Below are 17,296 nucleotides of genomic sequence, written 5' to 3'. Positions count from 1 at the left end.
GATCAGAACTACACTTTTCGCAAAACCTCTGAATTCGACGCCGCACGCATCCTCTTCAACCGAAAAGGAGAACAGTATGCATCGCACGAAAAAGCAGTTGTCACTCGCCACTATTTCCGCTGCTCTCGTTCTGGCCGCCTCTCAGGCGTTCGCAGAGCCAAAGCTGGAGGTCGAGATGTTTAAGGCCGGTGTGGAAGGCCAGGGTGATTCAATAGGCACGGTTACACTGGTTGCCTACGACCGGGGCGTGCTGATCGAGTCCAATCTTCACGGGCTTGCGCCTGGCGTGCACGGTTTCCACCTTCATGAGAATCCGGACTGCAGCCCTGTCGAAAAAGACGGAAAGGTAACGCCTGCGGGGGCCGCTGGCGGGCATTATGATCCCCAGAATACCAGGCAGCACAAAGGCCCGTTTGATAAGTCCGGACATCTGGGCGATCTGCCAAGGCTGCACGTGGGGCAGGAAGGAGAAAACGCCCAGACCAACATCGCGCCAAGGTTGCAGCTGAGCGATTTTAAAGGCCGTGCCCTGGTGATTCACGGCGGAGGCGATAACTATTCTGATTCACCCCAACCGCTGGGCGGTGGTGGTGTTCGTATCGCCTGCGGTGTAATTGCCGATTAAGGCGTTCACCACGCCCCGATCTTATAATAGGTCGGGGCATATTCCTCTCACCGGAGTTACCTCGGCTGTTCCATAATTAAGTGAGATCAGACGGGGCACTAATCCGCCCACTCACCCAAACTCCTAATGACCATGGACAGAAATGACCATGGACAGCCAATAGCCTGCAAGCCTGGGACGAAAGGTGAGTGTCGCCAGATGAGACACTGGTTATAAATGCTGTTTGACGTTTAACGGTAAGCGTTATACGCTAGTGGTATGATTAAGAGCTTCCGATGCAAAGAAACTCAAGCGCTGTTTGAGACTGGAAAAACCAGACGGTTCTCGGCGATAAAAGCTGCAGCTGAGCGTAAGTTGATACTACTGCAAGCAGCTTCAGAGCTGGATGACCTGAAATCCTCACCTGGTAACCGGCTTGAAGCCTTGAACGGTGACCGGGAAGGTCAGCACAGTATCCGCATTAACCGGCAGTGGCGGATGTGCTTTCGATGGACTGCTGACGGTCCGGAAGATGTTGAAATTGTTGATTACCACTGAGGAGGTCGCACAATGATTAGCAATGGTATGCGTCCCATTCACCCTGGAGAGATTCTACGGGAAGAGTATCTGGAGCCGCTGGAGATGAGCGTAAATGCGCTCTCGAAGGCTTTGAATGTTCCTGCGACGCGGATGAACGAGATAGTTCGTGGGAACCGGGGCGTTTCCGCAGACACAGCGCTGCGACTAGCTCGTTACTTTGGCACCAGTGCGCGGTTCTGGTTGAATCTGCAAACTGAGTTTGAGCTGCGCCAGGCTCAGATGGGCAAAGAAGCTAAGATTGCTAAGGAGATACAGCCGCACGCTGCCTGAAAACCATATTACGAAACCATATTACGGACAGGCACTAGCCTCCCTCGTTCCGGCTTCAAGCCAACTCGAGTTCAATGAACTGATGCTCCGCTTTTACGAGTCCGGCGATCAGCGTGAAATGAATGCGTTCGTGCGTAGCTGCATGGACGAACGGGTCGTTCGTATTATGAAAGAAGAGTAAACGGGCCAGAGCCGCCCGTTTCGCTGGATCGGCTATGAACAGGCGCTGCTGTTCCGCTCCCGGAAAGAAGCACCAGGCGATGGCTTTGATAAATCAAAAGAGGGGTATGCCCACCCGATCTACGTGCTTCAAAAGTTCTTCATTCTCTACCTGATGCTTAAGGGCAAGGTCTACTTTCCATGGGAGTAGCAGGTCGTCAATCTCCAGCTCTATCTGGTTAAACTCCTGCCAGGGAAGTGCCGGAGCTGTCAGCAGTAAATCGATATCCGAGTTGGGCCGGTAGTTGCCTTTGGCGCGTGAGCCGTAAAGTGTCACCCGTTCAATCGCGTGGTGCTGCGAGAAGACGCCCTGCAAACTTTTGATAACCTGCGGGGGTAGCCCAAACGGTGTTTTTGCGGAGGATGGTTCAGGCAAGGCCATACTTATCAGCTTCCTGTACCATCCGGGTTTGCAGTGCAGCGAACAGTGGGTGATGTTGCGCCAGAATGTTATCGAGGATTTCCCTGGCGGTTTCTTCGTTATAGGTGTGGGATGTGCGATTTCTGTCTTTCAGCATTCGCATCCAGCCCTCGCCATCTTCGACCATGCCATTGGCAAACGCTTCACGAATCGCATCGCGAGAGCCGACAATGTTGCCATTGCCTTGCCACCGGAAGTAATCTCGAATCACGTTCCAGGCAAGCTCATAGGTATCTTCAAATGCTTGAATTAATCCCTGCTTTTCGAGGTCTGACAGGTCGCGCGTTCGGCATAATTTCACCGCAGCATCCAGCTGGGAGAATGCCTTTCTGAAATTGCTGAATCGCTCGAGCCAGCGGACATCCTGCTCGGCCATGTGTTGCGCTCGCGTTGGATCTTTAAACGAAGATTAACATGATTTTGGGTCGTCAAACGACTCGGGCATCAGGGGTACAGAGCTGATTGGGCGCTAGTCCACGCCTCACCCAAACTCCCGCGCCAGCCAGGCATTAATATCCCCAGACTCATACATCCACCGCTCTTCACCCTGCTCATCCTTGATCAGCAAACAAGGAACCTTAATAGCGCCGCCACCCTTCAGCAGTGCTTCGCGGTGATTCGGATCGTGCTGCGCATCGCGCCGTTCGATGTTCAGCCCCAGCCGGGCTATTTCTTTGCGGACTTTGATGCAGAAAGGGCAGGCGCGGAATTCGTAGAGCGCCAGGTTGGTAGTCGCTGCATCAATTTCTGCCTGCCGCTCCGGTGAGCGGCTGATGGCCTTCGGCGTGGTGAGTTTTTCTGAAAGCAGCATAAACGGGGTCAGAACCAAGCGGAGCAGGCGAAAAAAGCCACGGATAATCATTCGCATAATAAAACCTGAACTGTTTGAAAATAGGCGGATCTGATGTAAATGAGGCGGCAAGGATAGCATGGTCGTTAAAAAAATGTGGCCACTGCTCCTTAAGCCCCGGTTCAAGCCTCACCCATTCCACGCTCCGCCAAATACCGGGAGCCCGTCCCGCCTTCAGCCTCCATCTGCACACTAATCCGCGGCGCGGCCACATCAATGTAGCGCTCTTCCATGTTCCGCTTCAGCAGCAGGTTGAAGGCGCGGGCGACATCCCACTGGTATTCGGGTTTGGTGCGCATCCGCATTCTTAGCACTGGGCATCCCTCCTCGAAGGCATGGATACCCTGCATTTCCAGCGGCGACCAGATAAGCCAGCGCATATCCGGTTGGAGGCGCAGTTCGTCGGCGGTTTCGTTCATCAGCAGGATGGCGTCGTCGATGGCCAGTTCCCGGGGGATGCGGATTTTGATCAGGGCGATGCCGAACTGGCGAGACATATTGTGAATGGAGCTGATTTTGCTGAAGGTGATGTGGTGCACCACGCCTTCAAGATCCCGCAGCCGCACGGTGCGCAGGTTGAAGCCCTCCACGGTGCCCATGAAGCCGTTGATCTGCACGAAATCCCCCACAGACATGGAGTCTTCCACCACGATGAACAGGCCGGTGATCAAATCCTGAACCAGGGTTTGCGCACCAAAACCCACGGCCAGGCCGATGATACCGGCACCGGCGAGCAGCGGCGTTACGTCTACGCCCAGAGTCGACAGGCTCACCAGCGTAGCGATGATCAGAATGGTAATGAACAGGGTATTCCGGGCGATGGGCAGGATGGTTTGCGCCCGGGCGGCTTTAATTCGCCTTTTCCGGTCGCTGCCACCCATGGCCCGTTCCAGCAGTTCGTCCACAAAGATCCAGGTCAGCCTGGCAAGCAGCAGTACCGCGACGACACTCACCACGCTGTTGGCAAGGACTTCACTTACGGACGGCTTACCGCCCAGGGCAAACAAAGACAGCCCCCAGATTTGCAGGGTCAGTTCGAAAAACACGAGCCAGGCGGCGGCCTGGATCAGGTTGTAGCCAAAGCGCATCAGCCGGCGGCTGAACGCACTTAACGAGCGCGGTTTCGGGCGGTTCTCCTGCATTCCGATCAGGCCCTGCAGGGCCAGGGTCAGCGCCAGAAGCAGGGCGCAGATGAGGGATTTACCCAGAGCCTCATCGGCCTCGCCGCCGTTCAGAAAGACCGCCACCACCGAGGCGCTGATGGCCACCAGCATGGGAATGTGCCAGAGCCGGGCCAGCAGGGCGACGACTTCTCTGGAAACGCCTTCGTTTTTGCGCTGGTTGTAGGGCCGGTTACGAATCAGCTGGGTGACAGGCCGACGGTTGCGCAGAATCAGGAAAAAGCTGATCAGGGCAGCCGTTACGCTGAACACCAGGGCCAGCGCGCTGGCCAGCTCGGAGCCAAGTTGGTCGACAAGGTCTTTGGTGCCCAGGGCATCCTGCAGTGCGAAAAGCACGCCGATGATGAACAGCGGTAGCAGCATTCGCCGGCGGATAATAATCACCGCAGGCAAGCGGTGGCCGCTGGAGAAAATCGAGATAATTACATCAAACAGGGAGGTCAACATCCGCGCGCTCAGGCCAGTATAGGCGAGGATCAGCACGGTGGTTTGTGCCGCTGCTGAAATGCCGAAGGTGGGCAGCCCCACAAGTAATGCGATAAACGTCAGCAGCCAGGGCAGTATGCGCCGTAGAAAGTGTGCGGCCAGAAGCCAGGGGCGTGGCGCGCGGGGCATCACCAGCGGCCAGTTGCGCCAGATAAAGTACATTCGCACGCCACGTGAAAGCCCCCACAAGGCGGCCAGCCAGGCAGCGAGGCCCACGGCAGTCTCCGCCAACACGCGCAGCGAGGTGCTGGCCAACAGTTTTACGGCGGCGCTGTAGGCATTCTCGAAATGGGTTTTCCAGATCGACAGGTGGTTGGGAGTTGTGCCGTTGGCGTTCTCAGACACATCAAAAAACACCGCGAGCGCGCCCAGCAGCCCTTCGCCTCCGGAAGCCCGTCTTCCCCCTGCGGATGACTCCGCCTGCAAGCCCTCCTGGATAGTCTTCAGCTGTTGCACCAGTTCAGCGCGTTGCTGGTCATTCTCCAATGCCTTGATGGTGGCGTCCAGGGAGGCCTCAAGCTCTTCCGGCGAGGTTTCTTTTTTCTCTTCCTGCCCGGAGAATCCCGGGATGCCGGGCAGCGAAATAGGCTGCGCCTGGGCAGAAAAGCCTGAAAGCAGTAAAAATAGGCCAAGAAAGACGACGGATAGCCGCAAGTTTTTACCTCTAACGATCAGTCGGGTGAGTTATTGAATGCGAAAGTCATCATGAAGCTTGCGCCAATGTGCCACAAGGGATTGTTTGTGGTCTTCATTCACCGGCAAAGGTCAGTACGTTCCGGCCACTGTGAAATCCCGCGAGATATCCAACCAGATGATCGTGCAACGTCAGTTTGAGCACGGCGATTTCGTCCACCTGGGTGCGAATCATTCGTCGTCTCCGAGCAGTCCTTTCCAGGGGTCTTCGTACAAACGCTCGTTATCATCGTCCGATGCATGGAGAGTTGGCTGCGCGGATGCGGTGCCCTCAAGCAGCGCACGCACGGCCGCAAGCTTTTCGTTCGGGATCAGCAGCAGTTGGGCGCCAAGACCCTGTGCGACCAGCTCCAGGGTGTCTAGCCTGGGGTTTCCCCGGGATTCCAGTCGCTGATACTGCTGGCGAGACATTCCCACTCGCAGCATCATGTCGTTTTGTTTCAGGCCGAGTTTCAGGCGCCGATCTTTAATTTGTTGAAGCACCGGGTTCATATCAGTCAACACTTATGTTGCTTTGATTTCATAAAGAAACAGGTTAGTTGCTTTTTGGTTATCAGGCAACATAAAAGTTGCTTCTGGCATCGGTAAATCCTTTGGCGCCCCGTCCCTCTTTTACCGCAAAGTAGTGTGTTTGCGATCTACTCCTTGTTACGTCTTTCCGGCTGCTCCGCCCGCCAGGTCTTAACCGTTCGCTCAAACGTCAGGGCAATGCGCTCGAACATCCCTTCAATGGTGGCGGTTTGGGCGTCTGGTTCCCGGGCGGTGTGAATGGCCGCTAGCAATTCGGCACTGGCCTGGCGGAACTCGGGGTTCATAACGCCCCGGGCGCTCATCAGATAGGTGTCGGCCAGCACTTGCTGCCAGTGGGCTAGTTTGTCGTTCACCAGCGGCGTGCGATGGTTTTTCAGGCGTTTGCGCAGGCGAATGGACATATGGCCGATGTTCAGGCCGGTAAAGCCCAGGTCGGTCATAATCCGGCTCGGATTGCCGGAGCCCTGGTCGTAGTTGGCCAGGCGCAGCAGCCGCTCGCCCATGCGGCCGTTCAGCCAGTTCTCCGGGCTGTCATGCTCATCCACGGTGGTCAGGTCCCGGGCGGTGGCTTTCAGCAGGCGCCATTGCAACAGCTGGCTGTCCGGAGGTGTGATCAGTTTGAATACCCAATACAGAATGCTGATGCCCACCAGCAGGCCCAGGGCATTGCTGGCGGCAATGTCGGCATTGAAGGTCATGTTGTTACTGGGCTGCACAATTAACGTGAACGGAACGCAGAAGCCCAGGCCGTAGGGCAGAGTGGGGCGGTCGGCCAATGCCAGCAGGCCGACAAAGTAGGGCCCGGCCAGCACCAGAACCAGCATCTCGAAATCGCCGCTGCTGCGGGACAGCAACCCCAGCCCGAAGAACAGAGCCACAGGAATGGCCACCACCACGCCCACCAGAAGACGGCGCAGCATTACCGTCAGTACCGCCAGGGAAAACCGGGCAAACATCACCGAGAACACCACCGGCATAATCATCATCATGATGGCCGCCGGGCTGCCGGTGGTCAGCCATACCACCGCGCCGATCACAAACACCAGGGCGGTTCGAAATCCATTAACCGCGCCGATCAACGGGTCCCGGTGGGTGCGGAACTTGGAGGCTTTGAGCAGTGCCTGGTCACTGTTTTCCAAAGCGTTATAAGCTTTCAGCACCATCACCAGGTCGGCCACCAGTTCGGCGGCGGTCTGGGTCAGCCTTACCACAATGGCGGATTCGTTCTGGTAATTAGCCCGGTGCTCCAATAGCGAGCGCCTCAGCGCCTGGGCCTGCAGGTAGGATTCTTCAAAGCTGTTGGCATCGGCAATCTTGCGAAAGTGTGTGCGCATATCGGCCAGCAATTTGCTGAACGCGGGTGAGACAAGCTCCGCGTGGTTGCGGGGAAAGCGCCCCATAATCTGGGTCACGGCCAGCAAAGACATCACCTTGTTGCACAACAGGTGGGCCGCGCGGCTCCTGCCAGGGCCCTCTGGCCCCTCGAAGGCCACTGCGCTGGAATCGTCGTTCAGCACCACCAGGGTTTCCAGAATCTCGTCGGCGTGTTTGTGGCGCTGCTCGTGGGTGCTTTGTGGGTCCAGTTCCAGTGACAGGTATTCCAGGGTTCTGTTGATGGCGTCCCGGGCGTGGTGCCTCAGGCTGGCTCTTACGGTCACAGGCCACAGCAGCTGGCTCACCAGCATGGCACACAGCGCCCCCACCGAGATTTCGCTGATGCGGGATTGGGCAATCTCGAACACGGCCCGGCTGTCCACCGCGTTCGGGTTGGCAATTACCAGCACCACCACCAGGCCGGCCGTCATGCCAGACATCGCGTAGGCATAAATAAAGTTGGTGTTGTGCACCATGGAGGACGCGGCGGAATTCAGGCCAATCCACAGCGTCAGGCACGCGAGTGCCACCAGCGGGTAGGGCATGAAAAACGCCAGAATCAGAATGCCGACACTGCCACCCACCACCGAGCCGAATATCTGGCATAGGGCCTTCTCAATCACCAGCCCGCTTTCCGGGCGAATTTGCAGGAACACTGCAGACACCAGCGCCCAATAAGGCCGGTCGAGTTGCAGGACCATGGCCACCAGCAACGCCAGGGCCATGGAAATCACCCCCTTCAATGCAAAAATCACCGCACGGCGCGGCGGCATCAGCAGTTGGGTGAACAAGGGGTGGAGCGTTATCGACACGGGCCGGGCTCCGTCAGTTCTGCTGGGTGGGCGGTTCCAGGTGAATCGACACCGTCATGCCCGCGCTCAGGTTGAGGTTGTCGGGAACCGGGTCCAGGGTAATGTCCACTGGAATGCGCTGCGCCAGCCGCACCCAGTTAAAGCCCTGTTGCACCCGGGGAAGCATCTGGTTGTTGCTGGCGGTATTGGCATCGGCAATGCCCCGGGCAATGCTGGTGACGGTGCCGGTGAGCGCGGCTTTGCCGGAGAGCAATTTGATGTGGGCTTTCTGGCCCTCGTGCACCATCTGCAACTTGGTTTCCTCGAAATACCCGGTGACGTAAAACGAATCGCGTTTGATCAGCGACAGCACTGGCTCGCCCCGGCTGACGTAATTACCGTCCCGTAGAGACAGGTTGGTAATTGTGCCGGTGTCCGGAGCCACTACCCGGGTGCGTTCAAGATCAATACGCGCAGTGGCCAGCTCGGCGGCGGCCAGCTGGTAATTGGCCTCGGCGGACTCGGCACGAATCCGGTAGCTTTCCAGGCTTTCTTCGCTGATGGCCTGGCGGTTCGACATAGTCTGGCGGCGCTCGTATTGGTGCAGGGCCAGGTCCCGGGCGCTGCTGGCCTGGGCAAGCCGGGCTTTGCGTTCTGCCAGCTCGGCCTGATAGCGGGTATCGTCAATGCGGAACAGCAGGTCGCCCTCGGCCACCGGTGCATTGTTCTGCACCTCAACCGAGGTGACCCAGCCCGAAACGTCCGGTGCCAGAGTGACCACATCGGCCCGAATCCGGCCGTCCCGGGTCCAGGGGGAATACAGGTAGTGGTCCCAGAGCCAGGTGCCTGCAAACACCGCACCCGCCACCACCAACAGAGTCAGCCCGATACGCGCCAGTTTTTCCATAGCCATCCTTTAAGTGTCGAACAGGTACACAATGCCGGCCAGATAGCAGACAAACATGGCCACATCAAACCAGGCTTCTTTCCAGATAAAGCGGCGCAGCTTCAGGTGATGCAGCGCCAGGCGGGTAGCCGCAGACAGCACAAACGCCAGGGCCGCCAGCGCCAGCAGCGGGCTGAACAACATTCCGCCAATACTCATCTCATGCAGCATAGTGGTTGATTATCGCCCCGTCATAAACCCTGCCAATGCGTTTGAGCCACCTCAATAATGGTTCGATGCCTGCCAAAGGTCAAAAGTACGTTAAACTTGCATTACCCATTGGCTGATAAGGATTTATGCCCATGAAACTCCGCTTCCTGGGTGGCACCGGCACCGTCACCGGCTCCCGTTACCTGCTCTCCAACGACAAGCACCGCCTGCTGGTGGATTGTGGAATGTATCAGGGGGTGAAAACCCTGCGCCGGCGAAACTGGGCGAAGTTCCCGGTCGCCCCGTCTACCATCGATGCGGTTGTTCTCACTCACGGGCACATTGATCACTCCGGTTACTTGCCCGCGCTGGTGAAAAACGGCTTCAAGGGTAAGATCTACTGCACCAAGGCCACGCACGAGCTTTGCAAGGTGTTGTTGCCGGATGCCGGCTTCCTGCAGGAAGAAGATGCCAAATACGCCTTTCGCAAGAAATTCTCCAAGCACGACAAGCCAGAGCCCTTGTTCACAGAGAAAGACGCCTGGGAAGCCCTCAAGCATTTCGAGTCTTTGCATTACCACGAAACCTTCGAACCGGTAAAAGGGTTTGAGGTTCAGTTTACGCCGGCCGGGCACATTCTTGGCTCGTCTTGCGTCCACGTAACCGATAAGAGTTCCTCCCGCACGGTGGTGTTCAGCGGCGATGTCGGGCGCCAGAACGACATCATCATGCGCCCGCCGGAGCCGCTCAGCCATGCCGATGTCCTGGTGTGTGAATCCACATACGGCGACCGCGCCCACGGCGAGACGGACCCGGAGAAAGAGCTGGAAGAGATTATCACCAAAACGGCGGGCCGTGGCGGTATCGTGTTAATGCCGGCCTTTGCGGTGGGCCGTGCGCAGATGTTGCTGTACGTGGTGCACAAACTGATGGGGCAGGGGCGAATCCCCAGGCTGCCGGTTTATCTCAACAGCCCCATGGCCATCAAAGCCACGGAAATTTTCTGCAAGCACCACAAAGAGCACAAGCTTGACGGCGCCCAGTGCGAGTTGATTGACGACAAAACCAAGTTCGTGCGCACGGTGGAAGAATCCATCCAGCTGGATGCGGCCCGTTACCCCTGTGTGATCATTTCCGCCAGTGGCATGGCCTCGGGCGGGCGTGTGCTGCACCACCTGAAAACCCTGCTGCCCAACCCGCGAAACAGCGTTATTTTTGCCGGTTTTCAGGCCCCGGGCACGCGTGGGGATGCCCTGGTGAACGGTGCCGAGTCTGTTAAGATTCATGGCGAATACTGGCCAGTGAAGGCTGAGATCCACAACCTGGATTCCATGAGTGCTCACGGTGATTACCGGGAGATTCTTCAGTGGCTGGAGCAGGGCAGCCTGAAGCCGGAAAAAGTGTATGTCACTCACGGCGAGGTTGTGGCAAGTGATACCATGCGCAAGCGGATCACCGAGACTTTCGGTTGGGACGCCGAAGTGCCGGATTTGTTTGAAGAAGTTGAAATCTAGAGCTTGAGCGGGGCCTTGGAGTAAGGCCCCGGAGTTTACCAGCTTTTACAATATGGCTATTGCGACGACACTTGGTTGCTGCAATCATCCGTTCTGACAACAATGTTTTACGGACGTTTGGTTATAAAAACTAAGGACAAGCCATGCCCTACCTTCGTTACCTTCCACTGGTCGTTCTTCTGATGTCTGCGGGTTGTTCAGACAGCCCAGAATCGGCCATCGACGATATCGCCGACAAAAGCAAAGACCTGGTCGAGAGCGCCCGGGAGCTGGCCGAGGATGCCTCCGAGCGTGTCGATGACGAACTCGAGAACGCCCGAACAACCGCCTCTGAGCGCGTTTCCAAAGCGGTAGACGAGCTGAAAGGGGACTGACTATGGCCGGTTCAGCAGAGCAAAGCGCCACCGCGCCCAGGGCAGGCGTGCGCCAGAAAGTCGTCACCTGGGTGGCGGCGTTGTCCCTTCCGGTTATTGCGCTCGGTAATTTTTCCGAGGCGGTCATGATTGTCGAAGACACCGTCGATCGTGTGGTGTCTGCGTTCACCAACCTTCCTGAATACGAAGACCTTTCCTATCTGCGGGCGGGCATCAGCCGGGACTACGCCCGTGAAATCTTTGGCACCCCTCAGGTGAATCGCGATCTCGGGAATGGTCTCGGGGCCGAGTATTACTTTGACGAGAAGTACCTGCTCACTCTGCTGGTGCGCTCTGGCGAAGTAACGGCCTTTACCGTCATCAGCCTGCAAGATGGCTTCTCGCCTCAGGTGTTTGATGAGTGGGGCGGCCCGCTGGGCGAATTTACCTTCGCCGGACTTAAAGGTTTGCCGGGCGATTTCCTGGTGGACTGGAACAAAAACAGTGCCCTGTACCTTGAACTGGTCAACCTCGGCGGCGGTTCGCTGAACCAGAAGGCCTACGCCGGGTGGGTGAACTACGGTGCCGGGGCAGAAGCGGCGGGTTTGAGCCGTCTCTACCAGAGTGTGCTCACGGGTGAGGGCACTGAGACGGCCCGGCAGAACGTGCGTGAATCGGTCACACCGAACCTCTACGGTTGGGGAAACCTGAACCAGGCCGATATCCGGAATTCCATTCTTAGCCCGGCAGACCTGGCCCACTATCTGTCTGCCTACCAGTAAAAACAGCAACACCAAAATCGCGAGGAGTGCGAGATGATTCGATCAACCGTAAAACTGATGACCGCCGCTGTAACCGTTGGCCTGATGGCCGGTTGCGCCGGCAATCCCCCATCTGAAGAGAAAAGCGCCACCAGCGGCCTGCCGGCCTGGGTGATTACACCCGGCAAACTGGTGCCTGAAGGAGCGATTGCGGCGACAGAGTGCGTGCCAGCCAATGCCAATATGAGCATCCTGAAGTCCAAGTCGACTGCTCTGGCCCGCGCCAATCTGGCCCAGCAGATTCAGGTAAACGTGCAGGCCATGGACAAGACTTACCAGGACTTGACTGAAAACGGTGATGAGTCGGCTTCTGGCTCTACCTTCTCCAGCGTGTCCAAGCAGGTGACCGACCAGATGCTCAACGGCGCCATTCCAGAGCGTGTCGATTACATTCCGGGCCCCGGCGAAACTACGGTTTTCTGCAGCATGGTGGTGATGGCACCGGAGCAGAACCGCAAGATTTTTGAGCAGATTATCGACCGTTCCAAGCGCCAGATGTCTCCGGATAACGAAGCCCTGCTGTACCAGGAATTCCGCGCCAAGCGGGCCGCCGAGGAACTGGAAGACGCCCTGGAGGGTTAACGCATGAGCCGTCTTCGTATTGCATTATCCGTGGCTTTGTTGGCTTGGCCGCTGGCGGCTTCTGCTCAGCAGGGTGATCAACCGGCCCCGGGTTCCGCTGAAAGCGGCTATACCGGGAATTCCGGATTCGAGGCGTTCAAGAAAAACCGGCTGCAGGGATTTGCCTCCTACAAAGAGCAGGTGCACAAGGAGTTTCAGCAGTTCGCGAAACTCCATGACCAGGTATCGGCCCGTTATGAAAAACGCATCTCCGATGTCTGGGCACAGCCCGAGCAGTCCTCGAAAACCCGGTGGGTGCACTACGAAGATGGCTATCGCATCAAGCGAGTGGTGGATTTTGAGCAGCAGCAGATTGTCTGGTCCACGCCCCAGAGCGAAGCCGGCAGCGTTGATCTGACAAAATCGAAAGCGCGCCAGATGCTGCAGGCCCTGATGGCCATGACCCGCCGCGACGCCTTCGAGCAAGACGAAGTGGCCCGGGAAGTGGAAGAAAAAAGCCGCAGCCAGTTCAAACACCTCGAAACAGCCACGCTGGACGACACCAGCCCGGTGCTCCCCGCGTATTTGTTCGGGGAAAACCGTGTGAACAAACAACAGCAACAGCAGGCCATCAACGCGATGCTGGCTGGCGCTGAACGCACAAGCTGGACAGAAAACGGCCAGCAAGTGGTTGGCTGGGTACTGCCGTTAACCGCTGGTGCGGCGGAGTCTGCCGGCGCAAAACCGGAGCCGGCGCCCACAGCAAAACCAGAAACAAAGCCTGCGCCGAAACCCGTGCCTGCAGCGGAGCCCGCAACTCAGGCCCCGGCCCCGACTCCGGCAGCACCGGTAGTTGCCCGGACTGAAGGTTCTGTATGGAAGGTTCACGCCATTGAGCCAGGCCAGCGTGAACAGCTGCCGGCCCGGGCACGGCCGTTTGTTGCGGCTATCAACAAAGAAAACCGTGAATTCGAGCTCTCCGCGGAATTGCTGCTGGCCATCATGGAAACCGAATCGGCCTTCAATCCGATGGCCAAATCGTCGATTCCCGCGTTTGGCCTGATGCAGATTGTGCCCGCCAGCGCCGGGCAGGACGCCACCGAAAAATTATTTGGCAAGCCGAGGTTGTTGGCGCCGTCTTACCTCTATAACGCCGATAACAACATTCGGGTGGGCGCGGCTTACTTCAATATCCTCTATTACCGCTATTTCAAAGGCATTGAAAACCCGGTTTCCCGGCTGTACTGCGCCATCGCAGCCTACAACACCGGCCCCGGCAACGTCTCTCTGGCTCTGACCGGTAAAGGCATGAAGCTCCGGCCCGCCATCGCCGTGGCCAACACCATGACGCCGGCCGAGGTGTATCACCACTTGCTGGGTAATCTGCCTTATGAAGAAACCGTGAATTACCTGAAAAAAGTCACCACCCGCCTGGATAACTACACGGAGGCTCTTAACAATGGCTAGTAAATATTGGAAAAGAGCCGTGCGAAGTATCCTTCTGTTTCCCGCCCTGGTGTTAAGTGCCTGTGCCACCACCGGCCCGGCCCAGCTGCCGGACTGGGTGCTTGCGCCCCCGGCAGACAATGCCAGCACACTCTACGGCGTGGGTGAAGGTGCAGCCCTGCGCACCGCCCGGGACGATGCCCTGGCGGTGATCGCCGGCAAGCTGGAAGTGCGCGTAACCTCCGATGTTCTGACCGAAACAACGCTCACCAATGGCCAGGAAGATTCGAGCACCCGCAACAGCGTACGCACAACCACCGAAGCGCTGAAACTCTCGGAATACCAGACAGAAAACAGCGCACAGGTAGGCAACCGGCTGTTCGTGCTGTTGTCGATCAAACGGCAGACCCTGGTGACCTCTCTGCTGAACGATGTAGAGCGCCTGGACAGAGAGATCTCCGCCCGCCTGTCCAATTCCGGCGACCAGTCCAGGCTCAAGCGGTTGTACCGGCTTACCCTGGCCAAATCCCTGGTGTCCGAGGCCCTCGACAAAGTGCTGCTGGTTCAGTCGGTCAGCCAGAATCCGGGCCTCAAACAGCAACAGGCCGCCCAGTATCAGAACCTGCTGGAAGAGCGCGAACGCTTGCAACAAAACCTGACACTGGCGGTGGCCTGGGATAAGCACACCACGCAAATTGGCGAGCGGGTGCTGACCATGCTGCTGGAAGCGGGCCTGCACGCCGAAGCGAACAAGCCCGGGGCAGCCTACGACGGCCGCATTGTGGTGGCCGGCACTCCCTCGCAGCGGGAAATCTTCAACGAATTCCATGTGCAGCTCAATGCGGTTGTCTCTCTGCAAGACAACCGTGGCAGCGAGATCTCATCAGCCCGCTACAAAGCCGCGGCCAGTTCGCTGTCAAACCACCAGTCTGCGCAGAAAACCGCCAATCGCCAGATTGCCGACGATGTCCAGGAACAAGGCATCTGGCGCGCACTGAATATGCATAAAGGGACATAGCGATTCCTTGCATAGACTCTGAAAAAAAACCAAAGGAGAACCATAAATGGTCAACAAAACGCTAGCGCTCGGTGTTATTGCAAGTCTTGGTCTTGGCGGCTGTGCCACGGTTGAAATCGACCCGACAGATCTGAGAAACCAGATGCAACTGCCGGTATCGGCATCCAACCCATCCCCCTCCGGCGCGGTAACCAGCAAAGTAGTTATCTTCGAACCGGACACCTCCAAAGCCACCGTGGCAGAGCAGTCCCAGGCGGGTGGCCCCATCCAGTTTGCTCTGGATGGTTACATTAACGACGCAGGCGCAGACCTGGTAGACCGTAACCTGGCCGTGCAGCTGAAAGACGAAGTCATCCGCGCTGAAATGGGCGGCGCCGGTGCCTATCAAGGTGCCCCGGTCGCGGACTACGCCGTTCGCACCACCGTCACCGGTGCCAGCTTCGGCGCTGAATTCGAAGAAGCCAGCCGCTGGACCGACGATGATGGCGACGTTCACGTTACCCCGGCCAGCTGCAACTACTCCAGCCGCGTGGCGGTCTCGGTAGATGTCTACACCGTGCCTGAGCTCAAGCGCGTGAAATCCTTCCGTGGCGAGGGCAGCAGCTCGGCTTCCGAAGATGCCCGCAGTGCCAGCTGTAACAAGGGCGGCCCGGGGCTGGTGCGCTCGGCTTCCGAAGACGCCATCTACGAAATCCAGGAAGACCTGAAGGCCTTCTTCTCACCCATCGGTTATGTGCTGCACGGTTTCGAAACCTCAGACGGCACCTTCGTGCTGAAAACCTCCCTCACCAAAGAGCTGGGCGCGAAAGCCGGTAAAGGCGTTCGCATCGTTAACGTCACAGAAGAAGGCGACCGTTACCCGATCGGCGAAGGCACCATCGCCAAGCCGCTGGTGAACAGTGGCGCCTTCGTGGTTGTGGACGAAGACGTGGTGTCCCGCGTTCGCATTGGTGACGAAGTACGCGTAGACCACAGCTGCTCCTTCATGGGCTGCAAGCTGGACCAGAGCCTGGGCATGAACTGATACCAGCCCGGTTTTGAACGCTCACGCAAGGGACTGCGTGAGCCGTTGTTTCAGGGCAAATGGCTCCGAAAATCCTCAGGATCTTCCGCAAATTTGCTAACATAGCGAAAAACCTCATTCGGGATGCCGCTATGCACTACAGCTCCATACTCCCAGACCTGATCGAAATTGCCGACGAAGCCAGCGAGAAAGTGCTGCATATCTACCAGTCGGATTTCAAGGTGAACTACAAGGAAGACCACTCGCCGATCACCGCCGCTGATATCGCCAGCCACGACATCATCGTAAAAGGCCTGCGCAACATCAGCCGGGACATCCCCATACTCTCGGAAGAAGGGGTGGAAATTCCCTGGGAAGAGCGCAGGAAGTGGCGCCGGTTCTGGTTAATTGATCCCATCGACGGCACCAAAGACTTCACCCAGCGCACCGGAGAATTCACCGTAAACATCGCCATGATCGAAGACGGCGAACCGGTGATGGGCGTGGTAACCGCCCCGGCCCTGAAAGAAGCATTCTGGGGCATCAAAGGCGAGGGCGCACACAAGCGGGACCGCACCGGCCGTGTTCACCGCATTCGCGTGGCGGAGCCGAAAGAAACGCTGCGGGTGGTGGCCAGCAAAAACCACCTGAACGAAGCAACCCGCGCCTTCATTGAAGCCCTCGGTGCCCACGACACCGTGCAGGCCGGCAGCTCCCTGAAATTCTGCCGCATTGCCGAAGGCCATGCAGATATCTACCCCCGCATGAGCCCCACCAGCGAATGGGACACGGGCGCGGCCCATGCGGTACTCCTGGCGGCTGGCGGCAAGGTGAAAACCCCGGAAGGCCAATCCCTGGTGTACGGCAAAGAAAACATCCTGAACCCCAATTTCATTGCCGCCGGCAACTGGTACTTCTGAGTTATGACCTGGTACGCACTCCAGCACAAGCCCGCGCAGGGCGATCGCGCCGTTCAGCACCTGCAGAATCAGGACATCGCCTGTTTCTACCCGAAAATTGAGGTAGAGAAAATCAAAGCCGGCAAACGCACCAAAAAACTCGAGCCCCTGTTCCCCGGTTACGTGTTCGTGAACCTGCAACCCACCAACCCCATGTGGGCCAAGCTTCGTTCCACCCGCGGCGTACTCCGCATCGTCAGCTTCGCTAACCGGCCGGCACCGATCGACGACGAAGTGATTGCTCACATCAAGGCGGGCTTAGACAAAGTGGCAGAGCAGGGGGGCATCAAGCCCGGTCAGCCGGTGGAGCTGGATGAGGGGCCGTTTAAAGGCATTAATGCGATTTTTCAGGCCTACGATGGCGAAGAGCGGGCGATTGTGCTGGTGACGTTTATGCAAACGCGGCAGCGGGTGACCGTGCCGGTGTCGACAATCAGAACGTGAGCGGGACCGGCTTTTTGCTGTTTGTTATTCAGTCAAAGCGGTTGTGTTTGCAAACGTTTAA

At 57.7% G+C, this 17,296-nt stretch carries 20 protein-coding genes; 12 read left to right on the top strand and 8 right to left on the bottom strand.

Annotation, left to right across the window (positions count from 1 at the left end; all coding sequences use genetic code 11):
- Positions 1–76: 76 nt before the first annotated feature.
- From sodC to ACP2AU_RS11530, 3 genes are all read left to right on the top strand, one after another.
- Positions 77–625, top strand: coding sequence for a superoxide dismutase [Cu-Zn] SodC (sodC, locus tag ACP2AU_RS11540; RefSeq protein ID WP_426376347.1), 549 nt, complete (start codon positions 77–79; stop codon positions 623–625).
- Positions 626–883: 258 nt separating this feature from the next.
- The gene (locus ACP2AU_RS11535) at positions 884–1,162 is read left to right on the top strand and encodes a type II toxin-antitoxin system RelE/ParE family toxin (RefSeq protein ID WP_426376346.1); all 279 of its coding nucleotides are present in this window, start codon (positions 884–886) and stop codon (positions 1,160–1,162) included.
- A 12-nt stretch (positions 1,163–1,174) separates the two neighbouring features.
- Complete coding sequence (locus ACP2AU_RS11530; RefSeq protein WP_426376345.1) at positions 1,175–1,474, top strand: HigA family addiction module antitoxin; 300 nt, start codon at positions 1,175–1,177, stop codon at positions 1,472–1,474.
- A gap of 274 nt (positions 1,475–1,748) precedes the next feature.
- Here ACP2AU_RS11530 and ACP2AU_RS11525 read toward each other — a convergent pair whose 3' ends face one another.
- From ACP2AU_RS11525 to ACP2AU_RS11490, 8 genes are all read right to left on the bottom strand, one after another.
- Positions 1,749–2,075, bottom strand: coding sequence for a nucleotidyltransferase family protein (locus tag ACP2AU_RS11525; RefSeq protein ID WP_426376344.1), 327 nt, complete (start codon positions 2,073–2,075; stop codon positions 1,749–1,751).
- A complete protein-coding gene (locus ACP2AU_RS11520) occupies positions 2,062–2,490 on the bottom strand; it encodes a nucleotidyltransferase substrate binding protein (protein WP_426376343.1) in 429 nt (142 codons plus the stop codon). Before ACP2AU_RS11520 ends, ACP2AU_RS11525 begins: the two co-directional genes overlap by 14 nt.
- Positions 2,491–2,595: 105 nt before the next feature.
- Entirely contained in the window at positions 2,596–2,982 is a 387-nt protein-coding gene (locus ACP2AU_RS11515) for a glutaredoxin family protein (RefSeq protein WP_426376342.1), read from the bottom strand.
- 104 nt (positions 2,983–3,086) lie between these two features.
- Positions 3,087–5,285, bottom strand: coding sequence for a mechanosensitive ion channel domain-containing protein (locus tag ACP2AU_RS11510; protein ID WP_426376341.1), 2,199 nt, complete (start codon positions 5,283–5,285; stop codon positions 3,087–3,089).
- Between the two features lie 210 nt (positions 5,286–5,495).
- Complete coding sequence (locus ACP2AU_RS11505; protein WP_426376426.1) at positions 5,496–5,816, bottom strand: helix-turn-helix transcriptional regulator; 321 nt, start codon at positions 5,814–5,816, stop codon at positions 5,496–5,498.
- 146 nt (positions 5,817–5,962) lie between these two features.
- Entirely contained in the window at positions 5,963–8,041 is a 2,079-nt protein-coding gene (locus ACP2AU_RS11500; protein WP_426376340.1) for an FUSC family protein, read from the bottom strand.
- 13 nt (positions 8,042–8,054) lie between these two features.
- Positions 8,055–8,927, bottom strand: coding sequence for an efflux RND transporter periplasmic adaptor subunit (locus tag ACP2AU_RS11495; RefSeq protein WP_426376339.1), 873 nt, complete (start codon positions 8,925–8,927; stop codon positions 8,055–8,057).
- A gap of 9 nt (positions 8,928–8,936) precedes the next feature.
- Positions 8,937–9,137, bottom strand: coding sequence for a DUF1656 domain-containing protein (locus ACP2AU_RS11490; protein ID WP_426376338.1), 201 nt, complete (start codon positions 9,135–9,137; stop codon positions 8,937–8,939).
- 131 nt (positions 9,138–9,268) lie between these two features.
- Between ACP2AU_RS11490 and ACP2AU_RS11485 the strand changes: the two genes are divergently transcribed.
- From ACP2AU_RS11485 to rfaH, 9 genes are all read left to right on the top strand, one after another.
- The gene (locus ACP2AU_RS11485) at positions 9,269–10,630 is read left to right on the top strand and encodes an MBL fold metallo-hydrolase (RefSeq protein WP_426376337.1); all 1,362 of its coding nucleotides are present in this window, start codon (positions 9,269–9,271) and stop codon (positions 10,628–10,630) included.
- A 143-nt stretch (positions 10,631–10,773) separates the two neighbouring features.
- Positions 10,774–11,004 carry a hypothetical protein gene (locus ACP2AU_RS11480; protein WP_426376336.1) on the top strand — a complete coding sequence of 77 codons (231 nt, stop codon included), beginning with the start codon at positions 10,774–10,776 and terminating at the stop codon, positions 11,002–11,004.
- A 2-nt stretch (positions 11,005–11,006) separates the two neighbouring features.
- On the top strand, positions 11,007–11,765 hold the full coding sequence (locus ACP2AU_RS11475; protein WP_426376335.1) for an ETEC_3214 domain-containing protein: 759 nt from the start codon (positions 11,007–11,009) through the stop codon (positions 11,763–11,765).
- 33 nt (positions 11,766–11,798) lie between these two features.
- Entirely contained in the window at positions 11,799–12,386 is a 588-nt protein-coding gene (locus ACP2AU_RS11470) for a hypothetical protein (protein ID WP_426376334.1), read from the top strand.
- A gap of 3 nt (positions 12,387–12,389) precedes the next feature.
- Complete coding sequence (locus tag ACP2AU_RS11465) at positions 12,390–13,832, top strand: transglycosylase SLT domain-containing protein (RefSeq protein WP_426376333.1); 1,443 nt, start codon at positions 12,390–12,392, stop codon at positions 13,830–13,832.
- 19 nt (positions 13,833–13,851) lie between these two features.
- Positions 13,852–14,829 carry an LPP20 family lipoprotein gene (locus tag ACP2AU_RS11460; protein WP_426376332.1) on the top strand — a complete coding sequence of 326 codons (978 nt, stop codon included), beginning with the start codon at positions 13,852–13,854 and terminating at the stop codon, positions 14,827–14,829.
- 46 nt (positions 14,830–14,875) lie between these two features.
- The gene (locus tag ACP2AU_RS11455) at positions 14,876–15,853 is read left to right on the top strand and encodes a hypothetical protein (protein ID WP_426376331.1); all 978 of its coding nucleotides are present in this window, start codon (positions 14,876–14,878) and stop codon (positions 15,851–15,853) included.
- A 131-nt stretch (positions 15,854–15,984) separates the two neighbouring features.
- Entirely contained in the window at positions 15,985–16,752 is a 768-nt protein-coding gene (gene cysQ, locus ACP2AU_RS11450; protein WP_426376330.1) for a 3'(2'),5'-bisphosphate nucleotidase CysQ, read from the top strand.
- A gap of 3 nt (positions 16,753–16,755) precedes the next feature.
- Complete coding sequence (gene rfaH, locus ACP2AU_RS11445; RefSeq protein WP_426376329.1) at positions 16,756–17,235, top strand: transcription/translation regulatory transformer protein RfaH; 480 nt, start codon at positions 16,756–16,758, stop codon at positions 17,233–17,235.
- Positions 17,236–17,296: the final 61 nt, after the last annotated feature.

The organism is Marinobacter sp. VGCF2001 (genome assembly GCF_049943275.1).
GTDB lineage: Bacteria > Pseudomonadota > Gammaproteobacteria > Pseudomonadales > Oleiphilaceae > Marinobacter.
The sequence above is the reverse complement of the archived record's forward strand: the minus strand, read 5'-3'. Positions and strand labels throughout refer to the sequence as shown.